Genomic DNA, 20,863 nt, shown 5'->3' on the forward strand with positions numbered 1-20,863 from the left:
ATCCTTCTCCTTCAATCAAAAAGTGTCTGAATTGAAATATAGTTCGTCCACTGCCTTTAAATAATCGATGGCAGGGTACGCGCCAGTCTCGACTTTGATACCGTCTCGTTCAATGACCGTCAGCGGAATTGATTTTCGTCCGCTTTCTAGCTGATCCCACCAGGGGAACACGTGCTCGACTGAAAGCACATATTGCACATTATACAGACTGAAACGAATGATGACAAAACAAATTCCTCCATGTTCGACACATTGGCGCATGTGTGCGATTTGATGGGGGTGAAAATTTTTTATCGGGAAGGACGTTTTGTTCGTCGTCTCCTTCGCTTCGAAATCAATATATTTTCCGCGATAAACACCGTTATAGTCCGTCGTCGACGGTTGCTTGAAATAGGCTTCCTTGACGACCGCTGCCGACCGTTTTGGATAATCGACTTGGACGATTTGTAACGGAGTGGGTTTCTTGTGAATGATTGCCCGATTATGGGTCAAGTAAAACGTATTACTTTCATTCAATAATTTTTCGAGCGTCATCCCTCGATTTGAAAAGGTTGAATCGGTTGATCGCGCCTTCTTGATTCGAATTCCATGCGACTCGAGTGGCTTTTGAAATTTTTTCCCATTCGGGTAATTCAAAACGATTCCCCTCCTATCGCGTTTATTGTACCATGATATGTGATTGTACCGTATCGGCCGAGAGGAGTAGTTAAAAACCAATGACAATTGAACCGTTATTACAAGAGATTGAACGTATTTATCAAGAAGGACGTGCCGGAACCGAATATGACTTCAATCGAGACGTCGTACCGTTCGTTGAACGAGCGGATCAACTGATTGCACAGTGGCAAACGAATGCCCAAGATAGTCCTTACTTACGACCTAGCATGGTCGAAAGCGCCGTTGATCAACTGAAGCAAATTTCCGTCCAAGCATTTCAGCCGAAAACGAGTCTGAAGCGCTTCAATGAAACAATTAAATCCGTTCGATATATCGATCGCTTGATGAATGGTGAAGAATAACGATTAAAAAACAGGAATTATCTTCCTTAAGTCGAACACCTAATCATACGAGGGAATGTTTCTACGGTTTCACTTATCAGGCTATAGCTTTTCAATCGCCTAGCGTGTAAAGTGGCATCAAGAGCATTTCTTTCGAAAAGACTGTGTAATTATTGTGCAACTGGAGGAGATTCATTTGAACAAACGGGTACAATCGAACGTCAAAGGCGTTGACGTCAAAGGATTTCCTAAGAATTCAACCCCTGCCCCGAAGAAATACATCATGTTCGTCGACGAAACTGGGACACCGAAAGGGAATACACAATTCAACTTAACGGGTGTCTTGATGGAATATAAATATGCCATCGATTCGGATGAGACCGGTGAACCAAGTCCGCTTCGTCAACGTTTGATGGATTTTAAGGCAAAAGTTTTTGAAGATCCACATATTCCCCTTCATTTGAAAGAGATTTTAAAAGCTGAGCATCCGTACGGTAAAGAAGATGGCATCACGATCGATATGCTACGACATTTCTGGATCGCCTTGCCGGAATTTTTAGTTGATATCGATTGTACGATCGTCAGTGTCGAAGTCGATAAACAGAAGCTACAAGACTTCTTCTCGACACCGAAGGATCCGTACGTCGTCGCCTTCGCCCATCTGATGAAGTCGTTTTATTCCTTCCTCGATGAGACAGAAGCAACGAGTGCGCGTGTCGTCCTTGAAAGCCGTGATGATTATCAAAACTTGCTCATTCAAAAGGCGTTCTTCGATATCTTCAATTCGGGAACGGTCCATCTCGACGTCGAAAAAAGCCGTCAAAAAATCAAAGGCTTCATCTTTGCTGAAAAAGACAGCGACCTCTACCAATCTGGTCTTGAGATTGCCGACTTGGTCTGCTTACCTTTATCTCGCGTCCGTCGTGGTGTCATCGAGGTAAAACCACGGTTTGTCCATTATGGGGACGAAAACCGGATTTTTAAAGCCATCAAAGATAAGATTTACATTCGACGCGATAGTCCGGACCAAGATTTCCGAAACTGGGGATTCAAAAAAGTACCGATCACGAAAAAGCGTCGTGAATGGTCCGATACTCCTTGGAATGGATGATATGCAAAAAAAGTGGATCCGGTCTCGGATCCACTTTTTTTTATAGTGTAGCTAGTCCTTTTGTCCGCTTTTTTCCCTCTCGACACATATCAAGTAACGGGCACGCTTCACAGTTCGGACGTTGTGCCTTGCAGTGATACCGTCCAAAGAAAATGAATTGGTGATGGAGCTTTGACCACCGCTCCCGTTTGAAACGACGCATGAGTGTCGCTTCGACCTGCGTGACATTATCCTTCCAGCGACAGATCCCGAGGCGTTTTGAGACACGTTCGACATGTGTATCGACCGCAAATGCCGGTACATCAAAGGCGACAGACAAGACGACGTTCGCCGTCTTACGTCCAACGCCAGGTAATGCTTCGAGCCCGGCGCGTTCCGTCGGGACTTCTCCATCGTGTTGCGTAAGGAGTTGTGCCGCAAGCGCCTTGATGTTTTTTGCTTTATTCCGGTATAATCCAAGTCGTTTGATTTTGTCCTCGATTTCCTCGACCGGTGCCGTAGCAAGCGAAGTAGGATCCGGATACGCCGCGAATAATCCAGGCGTCACCTGATTGACGAGCACATCGGTCGCTTGTGCACTGAGTGCGACCGCGACGACAAGTTCAAACGGATTACGGTGAATCAACTCACAAAATGCATCTGGAAACATCTCTTCTAGCGTTGCTTCAATCCGATCGATTTCTGCTTTTCGTAACATCTACTCAACCTCCCCGCCCTGCGAGATCCTCGAGCGTCTTGATCCCTTCACGTTCCCACGTCCGTAAAATTTGATTGATATAAGTCATTTTACGGACATTATGATAGACCGCTTCTCGAAGTGCGGCAAGCACCAGTTCTTCCGAAATGTTCTCAATCGTCAACCACTGAATGATCTGCTCCATCTGAAACGGTGACATCATCCCGAGTTCCCGTTCAAATTGTTGGAAGACGGACGGATTGATCGTATCAAAGTTCGGTGTTTCCTGTTCCGGTGGTGCCATCAGCTTTTCGTACAGCGGAACAAGCGAATAACGTTCTGATCCGTTGACGTTTTCCATAGCCAATAATCCTTTTTGCAATAAACCGAGAGTCGTCTCGATCGTTTCCGTCTCTGATAGTCCGAGTCGATTGCTTAACTCTTCCGGTGACGGCATCTCCATGCCTTCCGCCCGACAAGCAAACAGTTGACCAATCAACGTGAACTCGACAAAACTGATGCCTAATCGTTTTGCCTCGGTGAACAATCGTTTCGGTAAGACGACGGTCCCTTCTTCAAATAATTGCACTAAATTATGATTCATCGTATTTCCTCGATTCTCTAGTCTAAACAAGAAATCGACCCGTCGAGACGATGGGTCGATGTTTTTCTTTACTGCTTAAGGATAGAGACGGTTCAGCAGACGTGGGAACGGAATCGTTTCCCGAACGTGCTCGACGCCTGTGATCCAAGCGACTGTCCGCTCTAAACCAAGACCGAAACCACTGTGTGGCACAGAACCGTATTGACGTGTTTCAAGATACCATTTATAAGCACCCGTCTCGTCAAGTCCGTGTTTCTTCATCTCCGCGAGAAGTTTCTCATGATCTTCTTCACGTTGTGAACCACCGACGATTTCCCCGTATCCTTCAGGGGCAATCAAATCATCACATAAAACGAAGTCTGGGTTTTCCGGATCTTCTTTCATGTAGAACGGTTTGATCGCTTTTGGCCAGTGCGTGATGAAGACAGGACGTGCGAAGCTGTTCGCGATCGCTGTCTCGTGTGGCGCACCAAAATCATCGCCGAATTCGATATCGTCGAATCCTTGCTCCTTGAGCATGTCAATTGCTTCCGTATACTTGACGCGTGGGAACGGTGCGTTGATATTCTCAAGGACCGTCAAGTCACGACCAAGCAATTCGAGTTCCGCACGACAGTTTTTGAGTGCCGATTGCACGAGGTGCGAAACGTAGTTTTCTTGGACTTCGAGGTTCATCTCGTGGTCGTGGAATGCCATCTCAGGCTCCATCATCCAGAATTCGATCAAGTGACGACGTGTTTTTGATTTTTCAGCACGGAACGTTGGACCGAACGAGAAGACCTTTCCAAGTGCCATTGCTGCCGCTTCCATGTAGAGCTGACCAGATTGTGAAAGGTACGCATCTTCATCGAAATATTTCGTGTGGAACAATTCTGTCGTTCCTTCTGGCGCGCTACCTGTCAAGATTGGTGGATCCACTTTAATGAATCCTTCTTGGTTGAAGAATTCGTACGTCGCTCGAATCAATTCGTTCCGAACGACCATGACCGCATGTTGACGCTTTGAACGCAACCAGAGGTGACGGTTGTCCATCAAGAAATCCGTTCCGTGTGCTTTTGGAGTGATCGGATAATCGACTGCTTCATGGATGAGCTCAATCTTAGAGATTTCCATTTCATGACCGATCGCTGTCCGACCGCCGTCTGATTTGATGACACCTGTCACCCAAAGTGACGATTCCTGCGTTAAGCCTTTTGCTTGTTTGAATAAGTCTTCGCCGACTGTTTCTTTGACGACGACACCCTGCATGAATCCAGAGCCATCCCGAAGCTGGAGGAAGGCGATCTTACCGCTTGAGCGTTTGTTTGCTAACCAACACCCGATCGTCACTTCTTCTCCTACATATTTGTTTACATCTCGAATCATTGCTTTCAACAGTCAACATCCTCTCTCTATTAAACGGCTGTATGTGCCGTGATGAATCCTTCAATCCGGTCGAGTGCTTCTAAGACACGTGCCGGGTCCGTCGCGTAAGATAGGCGGACATAGTCCGGTGCACCAAATCCTGAACCTGGAATCAAGGCGACCTTCGCTTCAGATAAAACAGCTGTACACCAGTCGTCGACATTATCGAATCCACACATCTCAGCAGCTTGCTTTGCATGTGGGAACAAATAGAATGCCCCTTCCGGCTTCAAGCACGTCAATCCTTTGATTTCATTGAGTCGTGCATAGATTTTCTCAAGTCGTTCCTCAAAGATGACACGCATCGCTTCGACCGGTGCATCGCCTTCTGCATACGCAGCAACCGATGCGGCTTGCGCAATCGATGTCGGGTTCGACGTCGAATGGCTCGCTAAGTTTGTCATCGCTGAGATGATTTCCTTCGGTCCGATTGCATACCCAATCCGCCAGCCAGTCATCGCATGGGACTTCGAGACACCATTGATGATGACCGTCCGTTCGCGCATCTCTGGCAAGGACGCGATCGAGATATGTGTCGCACCGTTATAGAGCAACTTTTCATAAATCTCATCACTGATGACGAGTAGATCATGCTTGATCGCAACATCTGCTACCATCTCGAGCTCTTCTTTCGAATAGACCATTCCTGTCGGATTCGATGGTGAATTCAAGACGAGTGCTTTCGTTTTTGGAGTAATGTGTTGCTCGAGCAATTCCCGTGTCACTTTGAAGCGAGACGATTCGTCCGTTTCTAAAATGACCGGTACACCGTCACTGAGTTTAATTTGCTCCGGGTAACTGACCCAGTATGGTGCTGGGACGATGACTTCATCGCCTGGATCAAGAATCGCTTGGAACAACGTCGAAAGTGCATGTTTTGCTCCTGAAGCGACCATGACTTCCGAACGTTCGTATGACATCCATAAGTCCCGGCGTGTTTTTTCGATGATCGCATCCTTCAAGGCAACCGTTCCGCCAGACGGCGTATACTTCGTATCGCCCGCTTCTGCTGCCTCGAATGCTGCTTGGATGATGAATTCCGGTGTATTGAAGTCGGGCTCTCCCGCACCTAAACCGATGATGTCTTGACCTTCTTCACGTAGTGCCTTGGCTTTCGCTGTGATGGCTAGCGTTGTAGATGGTGTCAATTGTCGTACGCGTTTCGATAACATGTCGCCCACTCCCTTTACTTGATTCGTAATCGTTTGATGAAAGAACCTTCTTGATACGTGTAATACGAATAATCATAGCCTGTCGTCGTCTTTGAAACGATCTCGATGACGGCACGATCCTCAAAGCCGTACTTAGCAGACACGATGTCTCCGAGTTCCGGATGATCCGCGATGACCGTTTTGATGGCAATACCATCAGCAACCGGTCGTGCCTCAATCGTTCCTTTTTTCGGAACGAACGCCCGTACCGCCTGTCCGTTCTGCTTCATCGTAAAAACGACATATTGACGTTTCCCGTTAAAGACAGACTCGAACCGGACGTCCGTCGGTTTGAGTTCTTTTTTCAGACGTGCCTCTGCTTGCTCGGCGACGCTCTGTTCCCGGTCTTTTGCCTCAGCAATCGTCACCTGATAAACGGCGGTGCCAAGCACAGTCAAAAGGATGAGTGCACTCAGCAGACCGAGCGTGATTTTCCACTTCATGTGCGGTAGATGGTGAAGACCATCTGCTCCTTGTCTTTTTCATCGAGAGCAAGACCGAACATTAAATCTTCCGTTTTCAGTGTCCGATTCAACAAGTCTACGATTTTATACGTATCCTCATGGCGGTTCACTTTGACGGTCGCAAGTGTTTCAATTTTTGAATCCATCTGTATGTCCTCCCTCATTTTTCTCTATCTATTATAATGCGATAGGGTTTATCTGAATAGACTCAATCGCCATCATTCAAGAACAATTCTAGTTCTGCCGTTAGTTCATCAAGTGGTTTTGATAAAACAGGCACTTTCGGCAGACTCGTAACGAACCGTTTTCCATAACGTGTCGTCTCGATCCGTCGATCGAGTACGAAGACGACACCTCGGTCGTTCGTCGTCCGGATCAAGCGACCAAATCCTTGCTTAAAGCGAATGATGGCTTGCGGTAAACTGTATTCGAAGAATGATGATTTCCCGAGTTTTTCGATCCGTTCCGAACGTGCCTGGACAATCGGTTGGTCCGGTGGTGCAAACGGAAGCCGGACGATGACGAGACAACTGAGGTCATCTCCTGGGATATCGACCCCTTCCCAAAAACTAGCTGTTCCGAACAAGATACAGGCGTCGAGTTGTTTGAATTGTTTCATCAGTCGTTGCCGTGAACCTTGCGTGACCCCTTGCGAGAGTAACGTAAACCGGTCAGGTAGTAACGGCTTCGTCGCTTCATGCGTCAGTCGAAGTAAATCGTTTGACGTAAATAAGACGAGCATCCGCCCTTCCGTCACCTCTGCGATTTGTAAGATGGCTTCTGCAATCGTCTCTGCGAATTCCGGCAATGGCACATCCTGTAGGAGCGGAAGATCCGTCGGAATCATCAATCGCACGTTATCGGCATATCCGAATGGTGACGGAACGACGAATCGACGTGTCTCAAACGCATCAAGTCCTAATCGGTTCTCAATGAATTGGAACTTGTTCGAGACGGTCAACGTCGCAGACGTCAGGATACACGTCCGTTTCGAAAAGACATCGCGACGTAGTCGCTCTGAAATATCGATTGGTTGTGTATACACGCGTGTCAGTTTTCGATTCTTAACGGACGTTTCGATCCAAGATACCGTATCGTCGTGCGGAGCAAGCATTGTCTCGAAGATGGCGAGCTCCGCTTCTTCGATTTGAGACGTGATCGCTTTTAAATCCGCGACGAGTGAACGCTCCCGATAACTCATCTGCTCACGGTGTTCGTGGAATAGTTTATGAATCGCACGGATTGCTTGACGCAAACGACGCAACACTAATTCAACCCGCTTGGCACTCTCTTGAACAGCACGCATCGAACGGTCGAGTCGCTTGAAGCGAATGCTGACCATCCCTTCCCGACGTGCTTTGCGGGAAGCCAGTTCGAGCCCGTACGCTTGAATGATCATCAACAGCCCGTCCGCCTCTTCGAGCAATGTCGTCAACGCCTCATCGACTGTCTCACTATGGGCTTCGACCATCTCGGCGATGTCCCATTCTTCCGACAGATCGAGCAAGCGGTGTAACAATTTTTTGTCGGACGAATATCCGAGTTGTCGGAACAGACGATCAAACGTATGTCCATCAAAGACGAGACCAAAGTGATGACTCGCGACTTCTTCGATCTGGTGCGCCTCATCAAGAATCAACGGACTTCCTTTCGGTAAGACCCCTGCCTCGAATTGAAGGTCACTAAACAACAAGGCGTGGTTCGTAACGATAATCGTCGCATCCTTTGCCTGGCGAATCGCGTGTTGGAAGAAGTCCCGGCTGTACCATGGGTCAAACCGTCCAAGCTGCGATTGGCTATCAGACTGGATCAACTGTTTGATGCCGATATTGCCTTGCGCAGCACCGCCTGGTAAGCTGACTTCTTCTAAATCTCCCGTTTCTGTTTCCGTCAACCAGACGAGCAGAATCGCTTTTGCGAGCGTGAAGTTATAGGCATCCTCTTGATCATTCAAGAAAAATTCGAATTTCCGTAAATCAATGTAGTTACTTCGTCCCTTAAGTAATGCAATCTGGACCGGTGCCTCGAACAGCTGACGCAAGAGCGGTAAATCACGCGCGAACAATTGCTCCTGCAATTGAATCGTGTGCGTACTGACAACGATCGGTACTTCATGTTCGAGTGCGTAATGCGCTGCAGGCACAAGATAACCGAGCGATTTTCCTGTTCCCGTCCCTGCTTCGACGAGCAACGGTGTTTCTTGATCGAGCGATTGATAGACATGACGCATCATCTCGAGCTGCCCACGTCGCTCTTCATATCCTTCGAATAGACGAGGGAACGTGACGGCATTCAATTCATCAACGAATGGTCCAAACGGTTCAAGGACGGGTGGATGTGCCAACCGCTCTATCGTCTGGCGTTTTTCAAAGCGATTTTTCGAAAACGATCGAATCGCTCATCCTCTTCGATACCGACTAAACGAATCGCATGGTCGATTTCCTCTTCGATGGCACTGAACAGGCGCGGTGATAAACGTCTTAAGTGCTTCAATGTCTCAAGCGGCAACGTATGTAGTCGTTTGAGTAGTTCAAGCAACAATTCAGCCGTCGCCGAAGCGTCACTCCCTGCCCGGTGCGCCTCTTGATGGGCAAGGTGTAATGACTCTGACAGATGCGACAGCGCGTGGCTTTCTGCTGTCGGAAGTAAGATTCGTGCGAGTTCGACCGTATCAATGACAGGACCTGTGTACGGCAAGTATCCTTCCTCTTCTAACGCATCGTTTAAGAAGTTTAAATCGAACTGCACATTATGTGCGACGAAGACACCACCATCGAGCAATGATAAGACACGCGGTGCGATGACATCGAATGTCTCGGCCTCTTTGACATCCTCATCTGTGATGCCCGTCAACTGGGAAATGAACGGAGGAATCGGTTGGGTCGGACGCACGAAGGCAGAAAATTGTTCTGTCAACTGCCCGTCTTCAATGACCGCCATGCCGATCTCAATCATCTCATCGCCAGCCTTTATGGAATGACCTGTCGTTTCCAGGTCGACTACGACGTACTTTTTCTTCAACACTGATCCTCCACCTTTTATCCATCCTCTCCATGATCGGACGGCATCTCATTCTTCATCTTAACAAAAAAAGAGACCCGCTGACATGATCGGGTCTCTAAAATTTCATAAGATCGTGTGGGCGATTTCTTGAGATAACATTTGTTTGATGTCGTTCTGCTCATTTAGAACAGCCACTTTTGGGACATGTGTCGCGATTTCTTCCGTCGACAATTGCGCATACGCCATGATGATGACCTCATCCCCGACTTGGAAATGACGTGCTGCCGCACCGTTTAAACAGATGACACCTGAACCGCGCGCACCTTTGATCGCATACGTTTCAATCCGCGCACCGTTCTGGTTGTTCGTCACTTGGACTTTTTCATTTTCAAGAATTCCGACAGCATCGAGTAAATCTTCATCAATCGTAATCGAACCAACATAGTGTAAGTTTGCCTCGGTGACCCGGGCCTTGTGTAGTTTAGCGTGCATGAATGTGCGTAACATCGTCATGCTCCTCTCGTATATAGTAAATTATCGATCAAGCGTGCCGATGCGAACTGCACGGCGACAGCTAAGAGAATCGTAGTCGTTTGTTCAGTGACAGGTCGTAGTGATGGATAGTCGACAGCTTCGACGTAATCGATCGTGGTCCCCTCGAATTGAAGTGCTTCGCGAGTCTGCTCGAGAACCGTTTCAACCGGCACCCCTTGATCGAGTGCTTGTTTCGCTTGTTGTAACGCCTGCTGGATTCCCGGTGCTTGCGCACGTTCTGTTTCCGATAGATAGACATTACGCGACGATTTCGCTAGACCATCTGCTTCGCGAATGATTGGGCAACGGACAATCTCAACCGGAACAAAGTAATCAGCGACATACGCTTCGATCAATGCGAGCTGTTGTGCATCCTTCAGACCGAAATACGCACGGGTTGGACGGACGACGTTCAACAGTTTACTGACGACCGTCAAGACACCGTCAAAATGCCCTGGTCGTGATGCTCCGCATAAGACATCATCACCGGAGCGGACCGTAACACGGGCCATATCCAGCGGATACATTGTCTCGTTCGTCGGATAGAACAGATAATCGACTCCTTCTGCCTCCGCGATTTTCTGATCCCGTTCTGCGTCTCGTGGATAACGATCCAAATCTTCGTTTGGTCCGAATTGTGTCGGGTTGACGAAAATACTCAAGACGACGACATCATTTTCTTGTCGTGCTTGTTTGAGCAAGGAAGCATGCCCTTCATGCAAGAATCCCATCGTCGGTACAAAACCGATTGAACCGGCTCCCGCTAAATGTTCGCGTAACGTCTGGACGTCCTCGATAATCTTCATTCCTTGTTCCCTCCATAAAGCGCACCAATCAGTTCTTCGTCCATCTGGAACGAATGTGCTAGTTCAGGGAAGGCACCGGCTTTGACGTCTTTGACGTAAGCTGCGATTGCTTCCGTTCCTGAAGTATTCCAGTCCGTGTACGCTTTAACAAACTTCGGTAAACGACCGACGCCATACGTCAAGATGTCATGATAGACAAGTACTTGACCGGCGACTTCTGCGCCGGCACCGATTCCGATGACGGGAATCGAGAGGAGCTCTTGAATCCGTTTCGCGAGCGGATGCGGCACACACTCGAGCACGAGCATCTTCGCTCCGGCACGCTCTGCTTCCAAACTGTCTGCAATCAGTTGTTCGGCTGCTTCTAGTGATTTCCCCTGGACCTTGAATCCTTCAAGAACGCCAACGGATTGTGGTGTTAATCCGAGATGCGCGACGCAAGGCATCCCAGCATCCGTCAAACGACGAATCGTCTTTAAGATTTCCCCTGCCCCTTCTAGTTTCAAGGCATCTGCCTGTGATTCTTGGAAGATGCGGGCTGCTGATTCAAGCGTGCGATCAAATGAACCATGATAGCTTGCGAACGGCATATCGACGATCATGAACGTCTGTGGTGCGCCGCGGCGAACGGCACGCGCATGATGAACCATGTCGTCGACCGTGACGGCAATCGTTGAATCATAGCCGAGGATGACGTTCCCGAGGGAATCGCCGACGAGCAACATATCAACCCCTGCTGCCTCCGATAGTTTTGCTGAAGGATAATCATACGCCGTCAACATGACAAGCTTCTCTCCAGCTTGTTGTTTTTTCAATAATGGACCCATTGTGTGCATTGTGTTCTCTCCTTACGTGTGTAGGGAGGACAAAAGGAAAACGCCTTCTTCTCCAAAATAAATGCATGCGGAAAAGAAGGCGGAATAATTGAATATCGTCCTTCTGTCCCTGTCCGTTAAGATCAAGGCAGTTGAAACAGCTAAAACTGGCACCTGTCAATTCGGTATGGTTCCGATGAGCGGATACCATCCGTGGCTTTATTATACATGACGGGAAAAGCTCTCTGCAAACCGTCTGATTCAAACCCTTATTCTTTTTACCAGTAAATCAGCTCTGCTGAATGGAAACGGGTCTCACCTGTTTCCGTCTTAATCCGAATCGTACCCGTCTCGTCAATACCGAGCAATGTTCCGGAAGCGGTCGCCTGACGTGTCCGTAGTGTCACTTGTTCATGTAAGCGGTCAGCGAGTGTTTCCCACTCGGAGACGAAAGATCCGAACCCTAGCTCGAGCCACTGCGTGTATAGTCGTTCAAATCGATTCAAAAACGTCGCGACGACTTCCGCACGTCGGAAAGTTCTTCCTGATTCTCGGACAAGCGAGGTAGCACGATCTTTGATGCCTTCGGGAAACTGTTCGTGATGGACATTGATGCCGATGCCGATGATGACCGAACTAATCCGGTCCGCCTCGGTCTGCATTTCCGTCAAGATGCCTGCTACCTTACGACCGTTAATCAAGATGTCGTTCGGCCATTTAATCGTAACCGGAACATCGAATGTCCGGAGAGACTGTGCAAGTGCAATACCTGCTACAAGTGTTAATTGACCTGCTTGATGCATCGGTACATCTGGTCGGACGAGTAGACTCATCGCGATGCCTTCATTTTTCGCCTCATGCCACGTTCTCCCTAGCTGTCCGCGTCCATTCGTTTGGTGATCGCATACGACGAGTGTTCCTTCTGGCGCATGCTGTTGCGCTTGTTCATGTGCAATCCGTTGCGTTGTATCCAGTTCTTCGAAATGAAGGAGGTGGCGACCAAGACACGCTGTCGTTAACCATTGTTCAATGGCAATCGGCGTTAGCAAATCGCCTTCATCGACTAATTGATAACCTTGTTTTTTATTTGAGATGATCTGGTATCCTTCTTCTTTTAAAATTTGCATATGCTTCCAAATGGCGGTACGTGAAATATTTAACGTCTCTGCTAATTCTTGTCCGGAATACCACGTCCGCTTACGAAGTGCGATCAAGATTTGTTCTCGGACTGAGTGCGCCATCGCTCTACCTCCTCCATTAATGCCGTTCGGTCGTTTGGACAAGATCGCATGACGACGCTATTCTCCAAGTGCAAGAGCGCTTCCTTGATCTGTTGCTTTTGAAGACCGAGGCGGATCATATCTTTTCCGTCGACAGCGAGCTCTTTGCGACCACGAATCGGTAAATCCGAACGATCCGGATAATGCTTTCCCGTCATTTCCCGAAGAGTCGTCAGTTCTGAGTCCGACAATTGATAACGATCCCAGTCCTGTAACGGTCGATGCAACAGGGGTGCCAAACGCGTAGCGAGCTGGACTTGATGTTTCGATCGTTTCCAGCGCGTCAATTGGTCTCGCGCAAGACCCGCATCGAGCACGAGTGTCCAGACGGCATCTTTTGAAACACCCCGAAGCGACTGCTGCGCAAGTCCTTTGACGATTTCTGAAGTCATGCCGGGTAAATAGCGTTCGATGCCAGTGCGTAGCATCGCCTGTAACGCCCGCTGTTTTCCCGGACCAAGTAAGAGCTTCTCGAACTCGATCGCGATCCGCTCAATCGCAACGGCCGCTAAATGTGGGGCAAGTTCCGTAATTGCTTGTTCCGTCGCCTCGTCAAGCGAGAAGTCCAGTTGACTCATGAAGCGGAACGCCCGCATCATCCGAAGCGCATCTTCATTAAAACGTTCGGTCGGTTTGCCGACCGTCCGGATGATCCGCTCTTCGATGTCACGCGCTCCTCCGAATAGATCGACGCGACCCGTTGGTCTGAGTGCCATCGCGTTGATTGTAAAGTCGCGCCGGGTCAAATCCTCTTCCAAACTGACACCAAGCGTCACCGCATCCGGTCGCCGGCGATCGCTATACGTTGCTTCCGAGCGGAACGTCGTGATCTCGTACGGCACGTGGTTGAGTAAGACCGTTACGGTTCCATGCTCAAGTCCTGTCGGAATGACGACAGGGAATAAGTCGATGATTTGTTCCGGTAACATCGAGCTCGCTAAATCATAGTCTCCAGGTGTCCGGTCGAGCAACATATCACGAACGGCACCACCGACGATATAGGCTTCACCGCCCGCTTGCTCGATTGTTTTAATGATGTGATGTGCACCTTCAAGCAAGTTCATGACGCGCACACACCCGTTCATAGACTTGTTCATAACGGCGGACGATCTCGTTCGAATCAAAACGACGACGCGTATCGCGAATGCCCTCTTCTGCCATTCGCTCCCGTAACATCGAATCATCTGCGAGTTCACCGATTCGTGCCGCAGCTACTTTGACGTCGTAGGTTGGAACGATATACCCGGTTACGCCGTCTTGTATGACTTCCGGTAAGCCACCTGCTGTCGAGACAACACTCGGGACTCCAATTGCCATCGCCTCAAGGACGACGAGTCCGAATGCTTCTTTTTCCGACAACAGAACATGAATATCACTGATGGCGAGCAACTGCGCGACGTGTTCCTGTTTACCAGCAAAGATCACTTTGTCGTAAATGCCGAGTTCCTTTGCGCGACGTCTCGTTTGTCCCATCTCTGGACCATCCCCGACAAGTAAGAGACGCATCTTCCGATCTTTCGCTGCAATGGCGAACGCTGCAAGCGTATCATCAATTCGTTTGACCGGTCGGAAGTTCGAGATATGAATGACGACGACTTCGTCCGCTTCGATGCCGTAATGCCGCTTCAAGCGTTCATCCCGCATCGGATAATAGACACTCTCATCAATCGAGTTCGCAATGACATCGATGTCGTAGTGTGCGTTGAGCGTCGCATTCGTCTCAAGCGCTAGACTCTCTGAGACGGCCGTGACCGCGTCTGATCGTTCGATACCGTAACGAATTGCCGGTTGCATCTCTAAGTCTTGCCCGATGACGGTGATGTCCGTTCCGTGTAACGTCGTCACGACGGCGACACCTTTTTTCTTTGCCATGTTTCGTCCGAGATCTGCACAGACCGCGTGCGGAACGGCGTAATGGGCATGGATGACATCAAGATCAAATAAATCAATGATTTCTGCGACTTTTGACGCCAACGTAATGTCGTATGGTGGATATTTAAAGACGGAGTACTGGTTGACTTCAACCAAGTGTACCGTGATGTTTGGACGATATTCTGTCAGCCGAAACGGCATGCTGGATGTAATGAAGTGAACGTCATGTCCACGATCTGCTAGTTTCATACCAAGTTCCGTTGCGACGACCCCACTCCCGCCGACGGAAGGATAACAAAGAATCCCAATTGCTTTTTTCATGATAAGACCACACTCTCTTTATGACTTCTATTCGTCTCTATTCTAAGCAATATCGATCGGAATGACCATACTGATCACTTTTCGACTGATTTTCATAGGAAAAGCTAGTCTTTTTCCGACCGTGCCGTTACCCTAGAGAAAGAGTCTTGATTTGAAAGGAGCATACGGAAATGGCACCTCCATTCCAATTTCCGATTCGGATCCAGAACATTTTCTGGATTTTGGTCGGGTCATTCATCTTTGCTTTTGGTATTTATCATTTTAACGTTCAAAACGAGTTAGCAGAAGGCGGTTTTACTGGGATTACCTTAATCTTAAAAGGACTGTTCGGATGGTCTCCATCGATCACGAACTTAGTGTTGAATGTCCCACTTTTTTTCGTCAGTTATAAGATTCTTGGTCGAACGACCTTCGTCTACACGTTGATCGGTACATTCAGTTTTTCCTTCTGGTATGGATTGATTGCCAAATATTCACCTCTTGTCATCGACCTGCGCGACGATATGGTGCTTGCCGCGCTCTTTGCAGGTGTATTCATCGGCGTGGGTCTTGGTATCATTTTCAACAACGGCGGTACGACAGGTGGCGTCGATATCATCGCGCGTTTGACGAAACGCTACTTCGGTTGGTCGATCGGTCGAACATTCTTAATCTTTGATTTCTTCGTCATCGTCGCATCCTTGACGTATCTCGATTACAAACAAGCGATGTATACGTTACTTGCCGTCTACGTCGGCGCCCGTGTCATCGATTGGATGCAAGAGGGCACTTATGCTGGTAAAGCAGCGATGATCATCAGTGATCACCGGACGGAGATTGCAGACGGCATTCATGCGACAATGAATCGTGGCACGACCCGTCTGATCGCAAAAGGCGGTTACTCCGGACGAGATCTCGAAGTATTGTACGTCGTCGTCGCTCGTAATGAAATCAATCGCTTGAAGACACTTGTAAAAAGTGTCGATCAACATGCTTTCATTACCTTACATGACGTTTATGAAGTAACGGGAGAAGGCTTCACGTTCGACGAAAACCGGGTCCCAATCAAAGAAACGTAAAAAAACACGGATCGCTCACTTGAGCAATCCGTGTTTTTCTGTTTAATCATCACTTGATGGGTTGAAGACGAGCAGTGCAAGACGAAGAAACTCGGCGACGGCAACGAGTGTTGCTGCGACGTACGTCCAAGCCGCTGCGTTCAAGACACGACGTGAACCACGTTCTTCTTCGGCATCAATGATACCATGCTCCGTCAACTGCGCCATCGCTCGATTCGAGGCATCAAACTCAACTGGTAACGTGACGAGTTGGAAGATGACGGCACCAAGCATCAAGACGACACCCAGCATCGCAAGACCACTGAAACCGGCAAATAGACCAATCAACAACAGTGGGAACGATAAGTTCGACGTAATCGACGCGACAGGTGCGATCCGGTGACGGACACGCATCATATTGTAATCCGTCGCATCTTGAATGACGTGACCGATTTCGTGTGCTGCAATCGAAACGGCTGAGACCGTCGAACCGTAATAGACGTCTTCCGACAAACGAACGACTTTGTTCGTCGGGTCATAATGGTCGGACATCGTTCCACCAATCGGCTCGAGACGGACGTTCGTGATCCCGTTCTGCTTCATGATGAAGTCGGCGACCTGCGCTCCCGTCACCCCACTCTGAATCGGAACATCTTGATATTTTTTATAGGTGCTCCGCACCCGCATCTGAGCCCAAATCGGGACGATGATGATGATCGCGAGATAGATCAAATAGTTTGCCACGAGACATCGTTCCTTTCTTTTTTTGATTATAGGTCTATTTTATGTTCAAGTGATCTTATTGTCAATTGAATCGCGTGCGACAAGCAGATATCCCATCAAAAGACATAATCCGGTCAACCAGAAGGAGCCGTATCCGATCCACTGAATGTGCTCCGCAAGCGCCGGATAGCGCGGCCATTGTCCGAGGACGTAATCGACGACATCGTTGTGGATGACCCAGATGGCGACGAGGACGAGCTCCTTGACGCGAAACGTCATCAGCGGACTGTATAACAATGCCTGGAACGCCATCGCTCCGTGCGACACCATCAACATCAGTGCCATCGCCGTTAAGGTCGCATTCTCCATTCCGAGTTGATTCAACATCAACGCATTCATGACGACTGCCCAGACGCCATATTTAATCAATGTCACGAACGCGAGCGCTTCAAACAGTCGGGAACGTCGTCCAAAGATCCAGAGAATGACGATGATCGTAAAGAAGAGAGAGGCGGTCGGGCTATCCGGAATGAACGGATAGTAATACCACTTCGATGTCGCAAGTTGCGGTTCATACCAGATGTAGCCGTAGATCGTTCCTGCTAAGTTGATCAATCCGACGATCCAGAGTACTGCTTTATGGCGGAGTAATGTCAAAATACCTTGCAATCGTTTCACCTCATCATCGACAAAAGCCGGAGGATTGCTCCCCCGGCTTTTGGCTTATTTATTGTTTTCGCCGCCTTCACCGTATGAAGCGATGAATTTCGCGAGTTCTTTACGATCCGCATCTGATCCTTTGTACTGACCAGCAGGCATCGAACCGATACCTTTATCTGCGATTTCATAAATCTCTTCTTCTGTCTTCTTCGTACCAACGAGTGCCGGAGCTGCTGCTCCACCCTCGAGGTTTTTACCGTGACAGTTGACACATGACTGGTTCGAATAAATTTCGTATCCTTTTGCCGATGTATCAATTTTTGGTCCTTCGTTCATCGTCAACTCACCTTGTTTATGGATTGTATCCCAGTGAGTCGTTTGAACAGATTCCCATGTCAAGAAGACGATCGAGACGACTGCGAGGAGCATCATGCTGACTGCGATCGGACGTTTCGCAGGACGACGTTCAAGACCTTGGTCGAGCCATGGCGCGACGAGAAGTGCTGTGAACGCAAGACCTGGAAGGATGACCGTACCCATCAAGATGTATGGACCTGCAGCGAATTGATATTTCAAGAGCTGATAGAGGAATAGGAAGTACCAGTCCGGAAGTGGAATGTACGACGTATTCGTCGGATCGGCAATGTTTTGAAGTGGTGCTGCTTCTACGATTGTCAGTGTCATGAAGCCGATCAAGAAGACCGCTCCAACCATCCATTCGCGAAGTAAGAAGTTTGGCCAGAACGCTTCCGTTCGACCTGGATATTCCGAGTAGTCTTTCGACTTGTTCGGCATCCGGTTGTTGATCGACACCCGTGAATCGGTGACGAATTTCATTCCTTTACCACGATGCATCGTGTTCTCCCCCTTTTTTGTTGTCTAGATGATAGTCGGTTTAAAGTGGTCCAGAGATCCCTTGTTTACGGATCATCATGAAGTGGGCCCCGAGCAAGACGAACAATGCTGCAGGAAGGAAGAAGACGTGAATCGCAAAGAATCGAGCGATTGTACTTGCGCCGACGATTTCTCCACCCGCAAGGAGGGTCTTCGCGATACCACCGATGACCGGAATACTTTCAGCAATCTGAATCGTAACTTTTGTCGCGAACAACGCTTTCATGTCCCAAGGCAATAGGTATCCTGTCAGACCGAGAGCTAAGACGACGAAGAACAAGAGAACTCCGACGACCCAGTTCAATTCACGTGGTTTTTTGTATGAACCAGTGAAGAAGACACGTAATGTATGTAGGAACAACATTACGATAACGACCGACGCACCCCAGTGGTGCATACCACGAACGATTTGTCCGTGTGCGACTTCATTTTGAAGATAGTAGACGGACGCGTGTGCGTTGATGATGTCCGGTACATAATACATCGTCAAGAACATCCCCGAAAGAATCTGGATGACGATCGTAAAGAACGTCAATCCGCCAAAACAATAAACGAAAGCTGAAAAGTTATGTGCCGGGTTGACGTGCTCCGGTACTTCATGGTCGGCGATATCTCGCCAGAGCGGCGTAATGTCAACGCGCTCATCGATCCAATCATAGATTTTTTGCATCATCGCTTACGCACCTCTTTCGACTGGTTTACCAAGGTAGAGGAAACCATCTTTCTGCTGCATTTCATAACCATCGAGTGGTTTCGTCGGAGGCGTTCCTGGAACGTTGACGCCATCCTTCGTGTACCGACCGAAGTGACATGGGCAATAGAATTGCTCCGGGTGCGTCGGATCTGAACCGAAGCTGACTTGGCAACCTAAGTGTTTACAAATTGGTGAGAGGGCTAGAATTTCTCCCTTATCATCTTTGAACACCCAAGCTGACAACGTTTCTTCGAACTCATACCATGCATCTTGCGTTTGTTTCTTGAAGTCGACCCGTTTTGGTTCTGTCGTGATATCCGACAACTTCATTACTTTTACTTTATCGCCTGCTCCTGATTTCTTCAGGACTGGATCAACTGCGAAGTTGACCATCGGCATGACCATCGTCGCCGCCATGAAACCGCCGACGCCTGTCAATGTATACGTCAAGAACTGACGACGTGTTACGTTAGACCCGTTTTGAGCCATCTCGATCCCCCCTTGTGATGTACGCTGTGCCCCAAGACGACAGTACTTCACACAAATTTCTCACATGGTAATAGTATCTTAATAAAATCATTGCGTCAACCGCTTCATAGCGCGGTCCAACGGTTTCCTAACTGTTCGAGAACTTGTCCAACAAAATTCCCGACCATCTGACCTTGTTGGTCACGACTCATCGTCTCAAGAGCTAGACGTGGCACGTAGATAATCTCTTCAGCAGCAGTCTCCTTCCACCTTAAATCAGCGGTGATGAAGGTGATGAAACGGAATTGCCCGGAAGCAGCCGCTTGACGCCATCCTTCCAACTGTTCGATCGACGGTGCATCGATGTAGGTCAGAGCAGGAACGAGCAACGCCCGTCCGGATAGCTGGCGTTCAACTTCGGACGCCACCGTCAATGTCATGTCTGCGCATTCCGCGTAAGCATGCATCGCCTCATCGAAACCGACCGGAAGCAAAGGCACGATCAGCGTATCGATGTACGCTTGCTCGCTTCGTGTCCGCTGTACGTCGGATGGTTTGAAACGCAAGTCATTTCCCCCTTTCTTCGTACTTACAATTCGTCACATTTAATGTATCATATCCGCATTTCCTCCTACTCTCTTAATGTGAACGTTTTATGAAATTCCACTCTATTTTTCTTCATATTTTGCACAAATCTTCACATACGAAAGGACCCTATCGCCTGCACTGGGCAATAGAGTCCTTCTGTTAAGGAAGTTGACTTCGAACGAGCCGTAACTGTTCGGAAAGGGAGTGGAACCGATGTTGATCGCGTGCATCTAGCGCTTCATCAATCAAGCGGACTAACCGTTCTTCTTCCTGCCGATTGACCGTGACCGCGATGAAATGTGTCGCTTCATCCGCTAAACGCGGTTCAACAGCAACTTCTGGGCGAAACGGATTTTCTTCTAGTAAAGACAAATACTCGTCATCCATCATCATACCTTGGAAGTTCAACTCGATATAGATATCTTCCGAGGTCAGGCGGATGTCATGATACGCTTTTTCTGGATCTAACGTCGTGACATCCCCTTTTTTGAAGAGAAACGGTTCTGCATCGAATCCGTATGTCGTCATGATGATTGCCTTCGGTGCGAAGGTCGCATTTTGGACGAAGTGTACTTGCTCGAGTTTTGCCTCATTACGCAGCCAATAATCGATGATCCATTTCGCTTCCCGTCGCTTTAACGTGTAATAGGTCAAGATGCGGCGTAAGAATCGCTGCTTTCTCTCTATCATCTCAATCCTA

Annotated in this window: 25 protein-coding genes; 3 read left to right on the forward strand and 22 right to left on the reverse strand. The window is 48.6% G+C overall.

Features of this window, described 5'->3' with window-relative positions; all coding sequences use genetic code 11:
* Positions 1–15: 15 nt before the first annotated feature.
* On the reverse strand, positions 16–642 hold the full coding sequence (gene recU / locus P401_RS0107800; protein WP_029341988.1) for a Holliday junction resolvase RecU: 627 nt from the start codon (positions 640–642) through the stop codon (positions 16–18).
* A 74-nt stretch (positions 643–716) separates the two neighbouring features.
* Between recU and P401_RS0107805 the strand changes: the two genes are divergently transcribed.
* Together P401_RS0107805 and P401_RS0107810 are read left to right on the forward strand one after the other, a co-directional pair.
* Positions 717–1,019: a DUF1798 family protein gene (locus tag P401_RS0107805; protein ID WP_023468613.1), complete on the forward strand. Its 303-nt coding sequence runs from the start codon at positions 717–719 to the stop codon at positions 1,017–1,019.
* A gap of 175 nt (positions 1,020–1,194) precedes the next feature.
* On the forward strand, positions 1,195–2,109 hold the full coding sequence (locus P401_RS0107810; RefSeq protein WP_023468614.1) for a DUF3800 domain-containing protein: 915 nt from the start codon (positions 1,195–1,197) through the stop codon (positions 2,107–2,109).
* A gap of 40 nt (positions 2,110–2,149) precedes the next feature.
* Here the strand turns inward: P401_RS0107810 and nth are convergent, their stop codons facing one another.
* The 14 genes from nth to bshA form a co-directional block, all read right to left on the reverse strand.
* Positions 2,150–2,806: an endonuclease III gene (gene nth, locus P401_RS0107815; protein WP_029341989.1), complete on the reverse strand. Its 657-nt coding sequence runs from the start codon at positions 2,804–2,806 to the stop codon at positions 2,150–2,152.
* Between the two features lie 4 nt (positions 2,807–2,810).
* Positions 2,811–3,389, reverse strand: a complete 579-nt coding sequence (locus P401_RS0107820) for a DnaD domain-containing protein (protein ID WP_029341990.1) — start codon at positions 3,387–3,389, stop codon at positions 2,811–2,813.
* Between the two features lie 75 nt (positions 3,390–3,464).
* Positions 3,465–4,754 (reverse strand): asparagine--tRNA ligase, encoded by a 1,290-nt coding sequence (gene asnS / locus P401_RS0107825; RefSeq protein ID WP_197499327.1) that lies wholly within the window; start codon positions 4,752–4,754, stop codon positions 3,465–3,467.
* Positions 4,755–4,783: 29 nt separating this feature from the next.
* Positions 4,784–5,965 (reverse strand): pyridoxal phosphate-dependent aminotransferase, encoded by a 1,182-nt coding sequence (locus P401_RS0107830; RefSeq protein ID WP_029341992.1) that lies wholly within the window; start codon positions 5,963–5,965, stop codon positions 4,784–4,786.
* Between the two features lie 14 nt (positions 5,966–5,979).
* Entirely contained in the window at positions 5,980–6,447 is a 468-nt protein-coding gene (locus P401_RS0107835; protein ID WP_029341993.1) for a hypothetical protein, read from the reverse strand.
* Positions 6,444–6,614 (reverse strand): YpmA family protein, encoded by a 171-nt coding sequence (locus P401_RS18305; protein ID WP_069940825.1) that lies wholly within the window; start codon positions 6,612–6,614, stop codon positions 6,444–6,446. The genes P401_RS0107835 and P401_RS18305 overlap by 4 nt, the downstream gene beginning before the upstream one ends.
* 62 nt (positions 6,615–6,676) lie before the next feature.
* Positions 6,677–8,812, reverse strand: coding sequence for an ATP-dependent DNA helicase DinG (gene dinG, locus P401_RS17655; protein WP_236627093.1), 2,136 nt, complete (start codon positions 8,810–8,812; stop codon positions 6,677–6,679).
* A gap of 5 nt (positions 8,813–8,817) precedes the next feature.
* Positions 8,818–9,489 (reverse strand): exonuclease domain-containing protein, encoded by a 672-nt coding sequence (locus tag P401_RS18855; RefSeq protein ID WP_236627094.1) that lies wholly within the window; start codon positions 9,487–9,489, stop codon positions 8,818–8,820.
* A gap of 105 nt (positions 9,490–9,594) precedes the next feature.
* Positions 9,595–9,978: an aspartate 1-decarboxylase gene (gene panD / locus P401_RS0107850; protein ID WP_029341994.1), complete on the reverse strand. Its 384-nt coding sequence runs from the start codon at positions 9,976–9,978 to the stop codon at positions 9,595–9,597.
* Positions 9,979–9,980: 2 nt separating this feature from the next.
* A complete protein-coding gene (panC, locus tag P401_RS0107855) occupies positions 9,981–10,811 on the reverse strand; it encodes a pantoate--beta-alanine ligase (RefSeq protein ID WP_029341995.1) in 831 nt (276 codons plus the stop codon).
* Positions 10,808–11,647 (reverse strand): 3-methyl-2-oxobutanoate hydroxymethyltransferase, encoded by an 840-nt coding sequence (panB, locus tag P401_RS0107860; RefSeq protein WP_029341996.1) that lies wholly within the window; start codon positions 11,645–11,647, stop codon positions 10,808–10,810. The genes panC and panB overlap by 4 nt, the downstream gene beginning before the upstream one ends.
* A 257-nt stretch (positions 11,648–11,904) precedes the next feature.
* Positions 11,905–12,867 (reverse strand): biotin--[acetyl-CoA-carboxylase] ligase, encoded by a 963-nt coding sequence (locus P401_RS0107865; protein ID WP_029341997.1) that lies wholly within the window; start codon positions 12,865–12,867, stop codon positions 11,905–11,907.
* Entirely contained in the window at positions 12,837–13,991 is a 1,155-nt protein-coding gene (locus P401_RS0107870) for a CCA tRNA nucleotidyltransferase (protein WP_236627095.1), read from the reverse strand. The genes P401_RS0107865 and P401_RS0107870 overlap by 31 nt, the downstream gene beginning before the upstream one ends.
* A complete protein-coding gene (bshA, locus tag P401_RS0107875) occupies positions 13,957–15,099 on the reverse strand; it encodes an N-acetyl-alpha-D-glucosaminyl L-malate synthase BshA (protein ID WP_029341999.1) in 1,143 nt (380 codons plus the stop codon). The genes P401_RS0107870 and bshA overlap by 35 nt, the downstream gene beginning before the upstream one ends.
* Before the next feature lie 170 nt (positions 15,100–15,269).
* Between bshA and P401_RS0107880 the strand changes: the two genes are divergently transcribed.
* Positions 15,270–16,157 (forward strand): YitT family protein, encoded by an 888-nt coding sequence (locus P401_RS0107880; protein ID WP_029342000.1) that lies wholly within the window; start codon positions 15,270–15,272, stop codon positions 16,155–16,157.
* Between the two features lie 42 nt (positions 16,158–16,199).
* Here P401_RS0107880 and P401_RS0107885 read toward each other — a convergent pair whose 3' ends face one another.
* The 7 genes from P401_RS0107885 to P401_RS0107915 form a co-directional block, all read right to left on the reverse strand.
* Positions 16,200–16,880 (reverse strand): zinc metallopeptidase, encoded by a 681-nt coding sequence (locus P401_RS0107885; protein ID WP_023468628.1) that lies wholly within the window; start codon positions 16,878–16,880, stop codon positions 16,200–16,202.
* 45 nt (positions 16,881–16,925) lie between these two features.
* A complete protein-coding gene (locus P401_RS0107890) occupies positions 16,926–17,528 on the reverse strand; it encodes a DUF1405 domain-containing protein (RefSeq protein ID WP_029342001.1) in 603 nt (200 codons plus the stop codon).
* A 54-nt stretch (positions 17,529–17,582) separates the two neighbouring features.
* A complete protein-coding gene (locus tag P401_RS0107895; RefSeq protein ID WP_029342002.1) occupies positions 17,583–18,374 on the reverse strand; it encodes a menaquinol-cytochrome c reductase cytochrome b/c subunit in 792 nt (263 codons plus the stop codon).
* Positions 18,375–18,414: 40 nt separating this feature from the next.
* A complete protein-coding gene (qcrB, locus tag P401_RS0107900) occupies positions 18,415–19,086 on the reverse strand; it encodes a menaquinol-cytochrome c reductase cytochrome b subunit (protein WP_012370658.1) in 672 nt (223 codons plus the stop codon).
* Positions 19,087–19,089: 3 nt separating this feature from the next.
* Entirely contained in the window at positions 19,090–19,596 is a 507-nt protein-coding gene (locus P401_RS0107905; RefSeq protein WP_023468631.1) for a ubiquinol-cytochrome c reductase iron-sulfur subunit, read from the reverse strand.
* A gap of 104 nt (positions 19,597–19,700) precedes the next feature.
* Entirely contained in the window at positions 19,701–20,141 is a 441-nt protein-coding gene (locus P401_RS0107910) for a DUF2487 family protein (protein WP_023468632.1), read from the reverse strand.
* 181 nt (positions 20,142–20,322) lie between these two features.
* Positions 20,323–20,853, reverse strand: coding sequence for a ReoY family proteolytic degradation factor (locus tag P401_RS0107915; protein ID WP_029342003.1), 531 nt, complete (start codon positions 20,851–20,853; stop codon positions 20,323–20,325).
* Between the last annotated feature and the right edge of the window lie 10 nt (positions 20,854–20,863).

The sequence above is a fragment of the Exiguobacterium acetylicum DSM 20416 genome (assembly GCF_000702605.1).
GTDB lineage: Bacteria > Bacillota > Bacilli > Exiguobacteriales > Exiguobacteriaceae > Exiguobacterium_A > Exiguobacterium_A acetylicum.

Coding starts and splice junctions, on each gene's coding strand:
- P401_RS0107805 (WP_023468613.1), top strand. CDS start 717: ATGACAATTGAACCGTTATTACAAGAGATTGAACGTATTTATCAAGAA.
- nth (WP_029341989.1), bottom strand. CDS start 2,806: ATGTTACGAAAAGCAGAAATCGATCGGATTGAAGCAACGCTAGAAGAG.
- P401_RS0107820 (WP_029341990.1), bottom strand. CDS start 3,389: ATGAATCATAATTTAGTGCAATTATTTGAAGAAGGGACCGTCGTCTTA.
- asnS (WP_197499327.1), bottom strand. CDS start 4,754: ATGATTCGAGATGTAAACAAATATGTAGGAGAAGAAGTGACGATCGGG.
- P401_RS0107830 (WP_029341992.1), bottom strand. CDS start 5,965: ATGTTATCGAAACGCGTACGACAATTGACACCATCTACAACGCTAGCC.
- P401_RS0107835 (WP_029341993.1), bottom strand. CDS start 6,447: ATGAAGTGGAAAATCACGCTCGGTCTGCTGAGTGCACTCATCCTTTTG.
- P401_RS18305 (WP_069940825.1), bottom strand. CDS start 6,614: ATGGATTCAAAAATTGAAACACTTGCGACCGTCAAAGTGAACCGCCAT.
- panD (WP_029341994.1), bottom strand. CDS start 9,978: ATGTTACGCACATTCATGCACGCTAAACTACACAAGGCCCGGGTCACC.
- panC (WP_029341995.1), bottom strand. CDS start 10,811: ATGAAGATTATCGAGGACGTCCAGACGTTACGCGAACATTTAGCGGGA.
- panB (WP_029341996.1), bottom strand. CDS start 11,647: ATGCACACAATGGGTCCATTATTGAAAAAACAACAAGCTGGAGAGAAG.
- P401_RS0107865 (WP_029341997.1), bottom strand. CDS start 12,867: ATGGCGCACTCAGTCCGAGAACAAATCTTGATCGCACTTCGTAAGCGG.
- P401_RS0107870 (WP_236627095.1), bottom strand. CDS start 13,991: ATGAACGGGTGTGTGCGCGTCATGAACTTGCTTGAAGGTGCACATCAC.
- bshA (WP_029341999.1), bottom strand. CDS start 15,099: ATGAAAAAAGCAATTGGGATTCTTTGTTATCCTTCCGTCGGCGGGAGT.
- P401_RS0107880 (WP_029342000.1), top strand. CDS start 15,270: ATGGCACCTCCATTCCAATTTCCGATTCGGATCCAGAACATTTTCTGG.
- P401_RS0107895 (WP_029342002.1), bottom strand. CDS start 18,374: ATGCATCGTGGTAAAGGAATGAAATTCGTCACCGATTCACGGGTGTCG.
- qcrB (WP_012370658.1), bottom strand. CDS start 19,086: ATGATGCAAAAAATCTATGATTGGATCGATGAGCGCGTTGACATTACG.
- P401_RS0107905 (WP_023468631.1), bottom strand. CDS start 19,596: ATGGCTCAAAACGGGTCTAACGTAACACGTCGTCAGTTCTTGACGTAT.
- P401_RS0107915 (WP_029342003.1), bottom strand. CDS start 20,853: ATGATAGAGAGAAAGCAGCGATTCTTACGCCGCATCTTGACCTATTAC.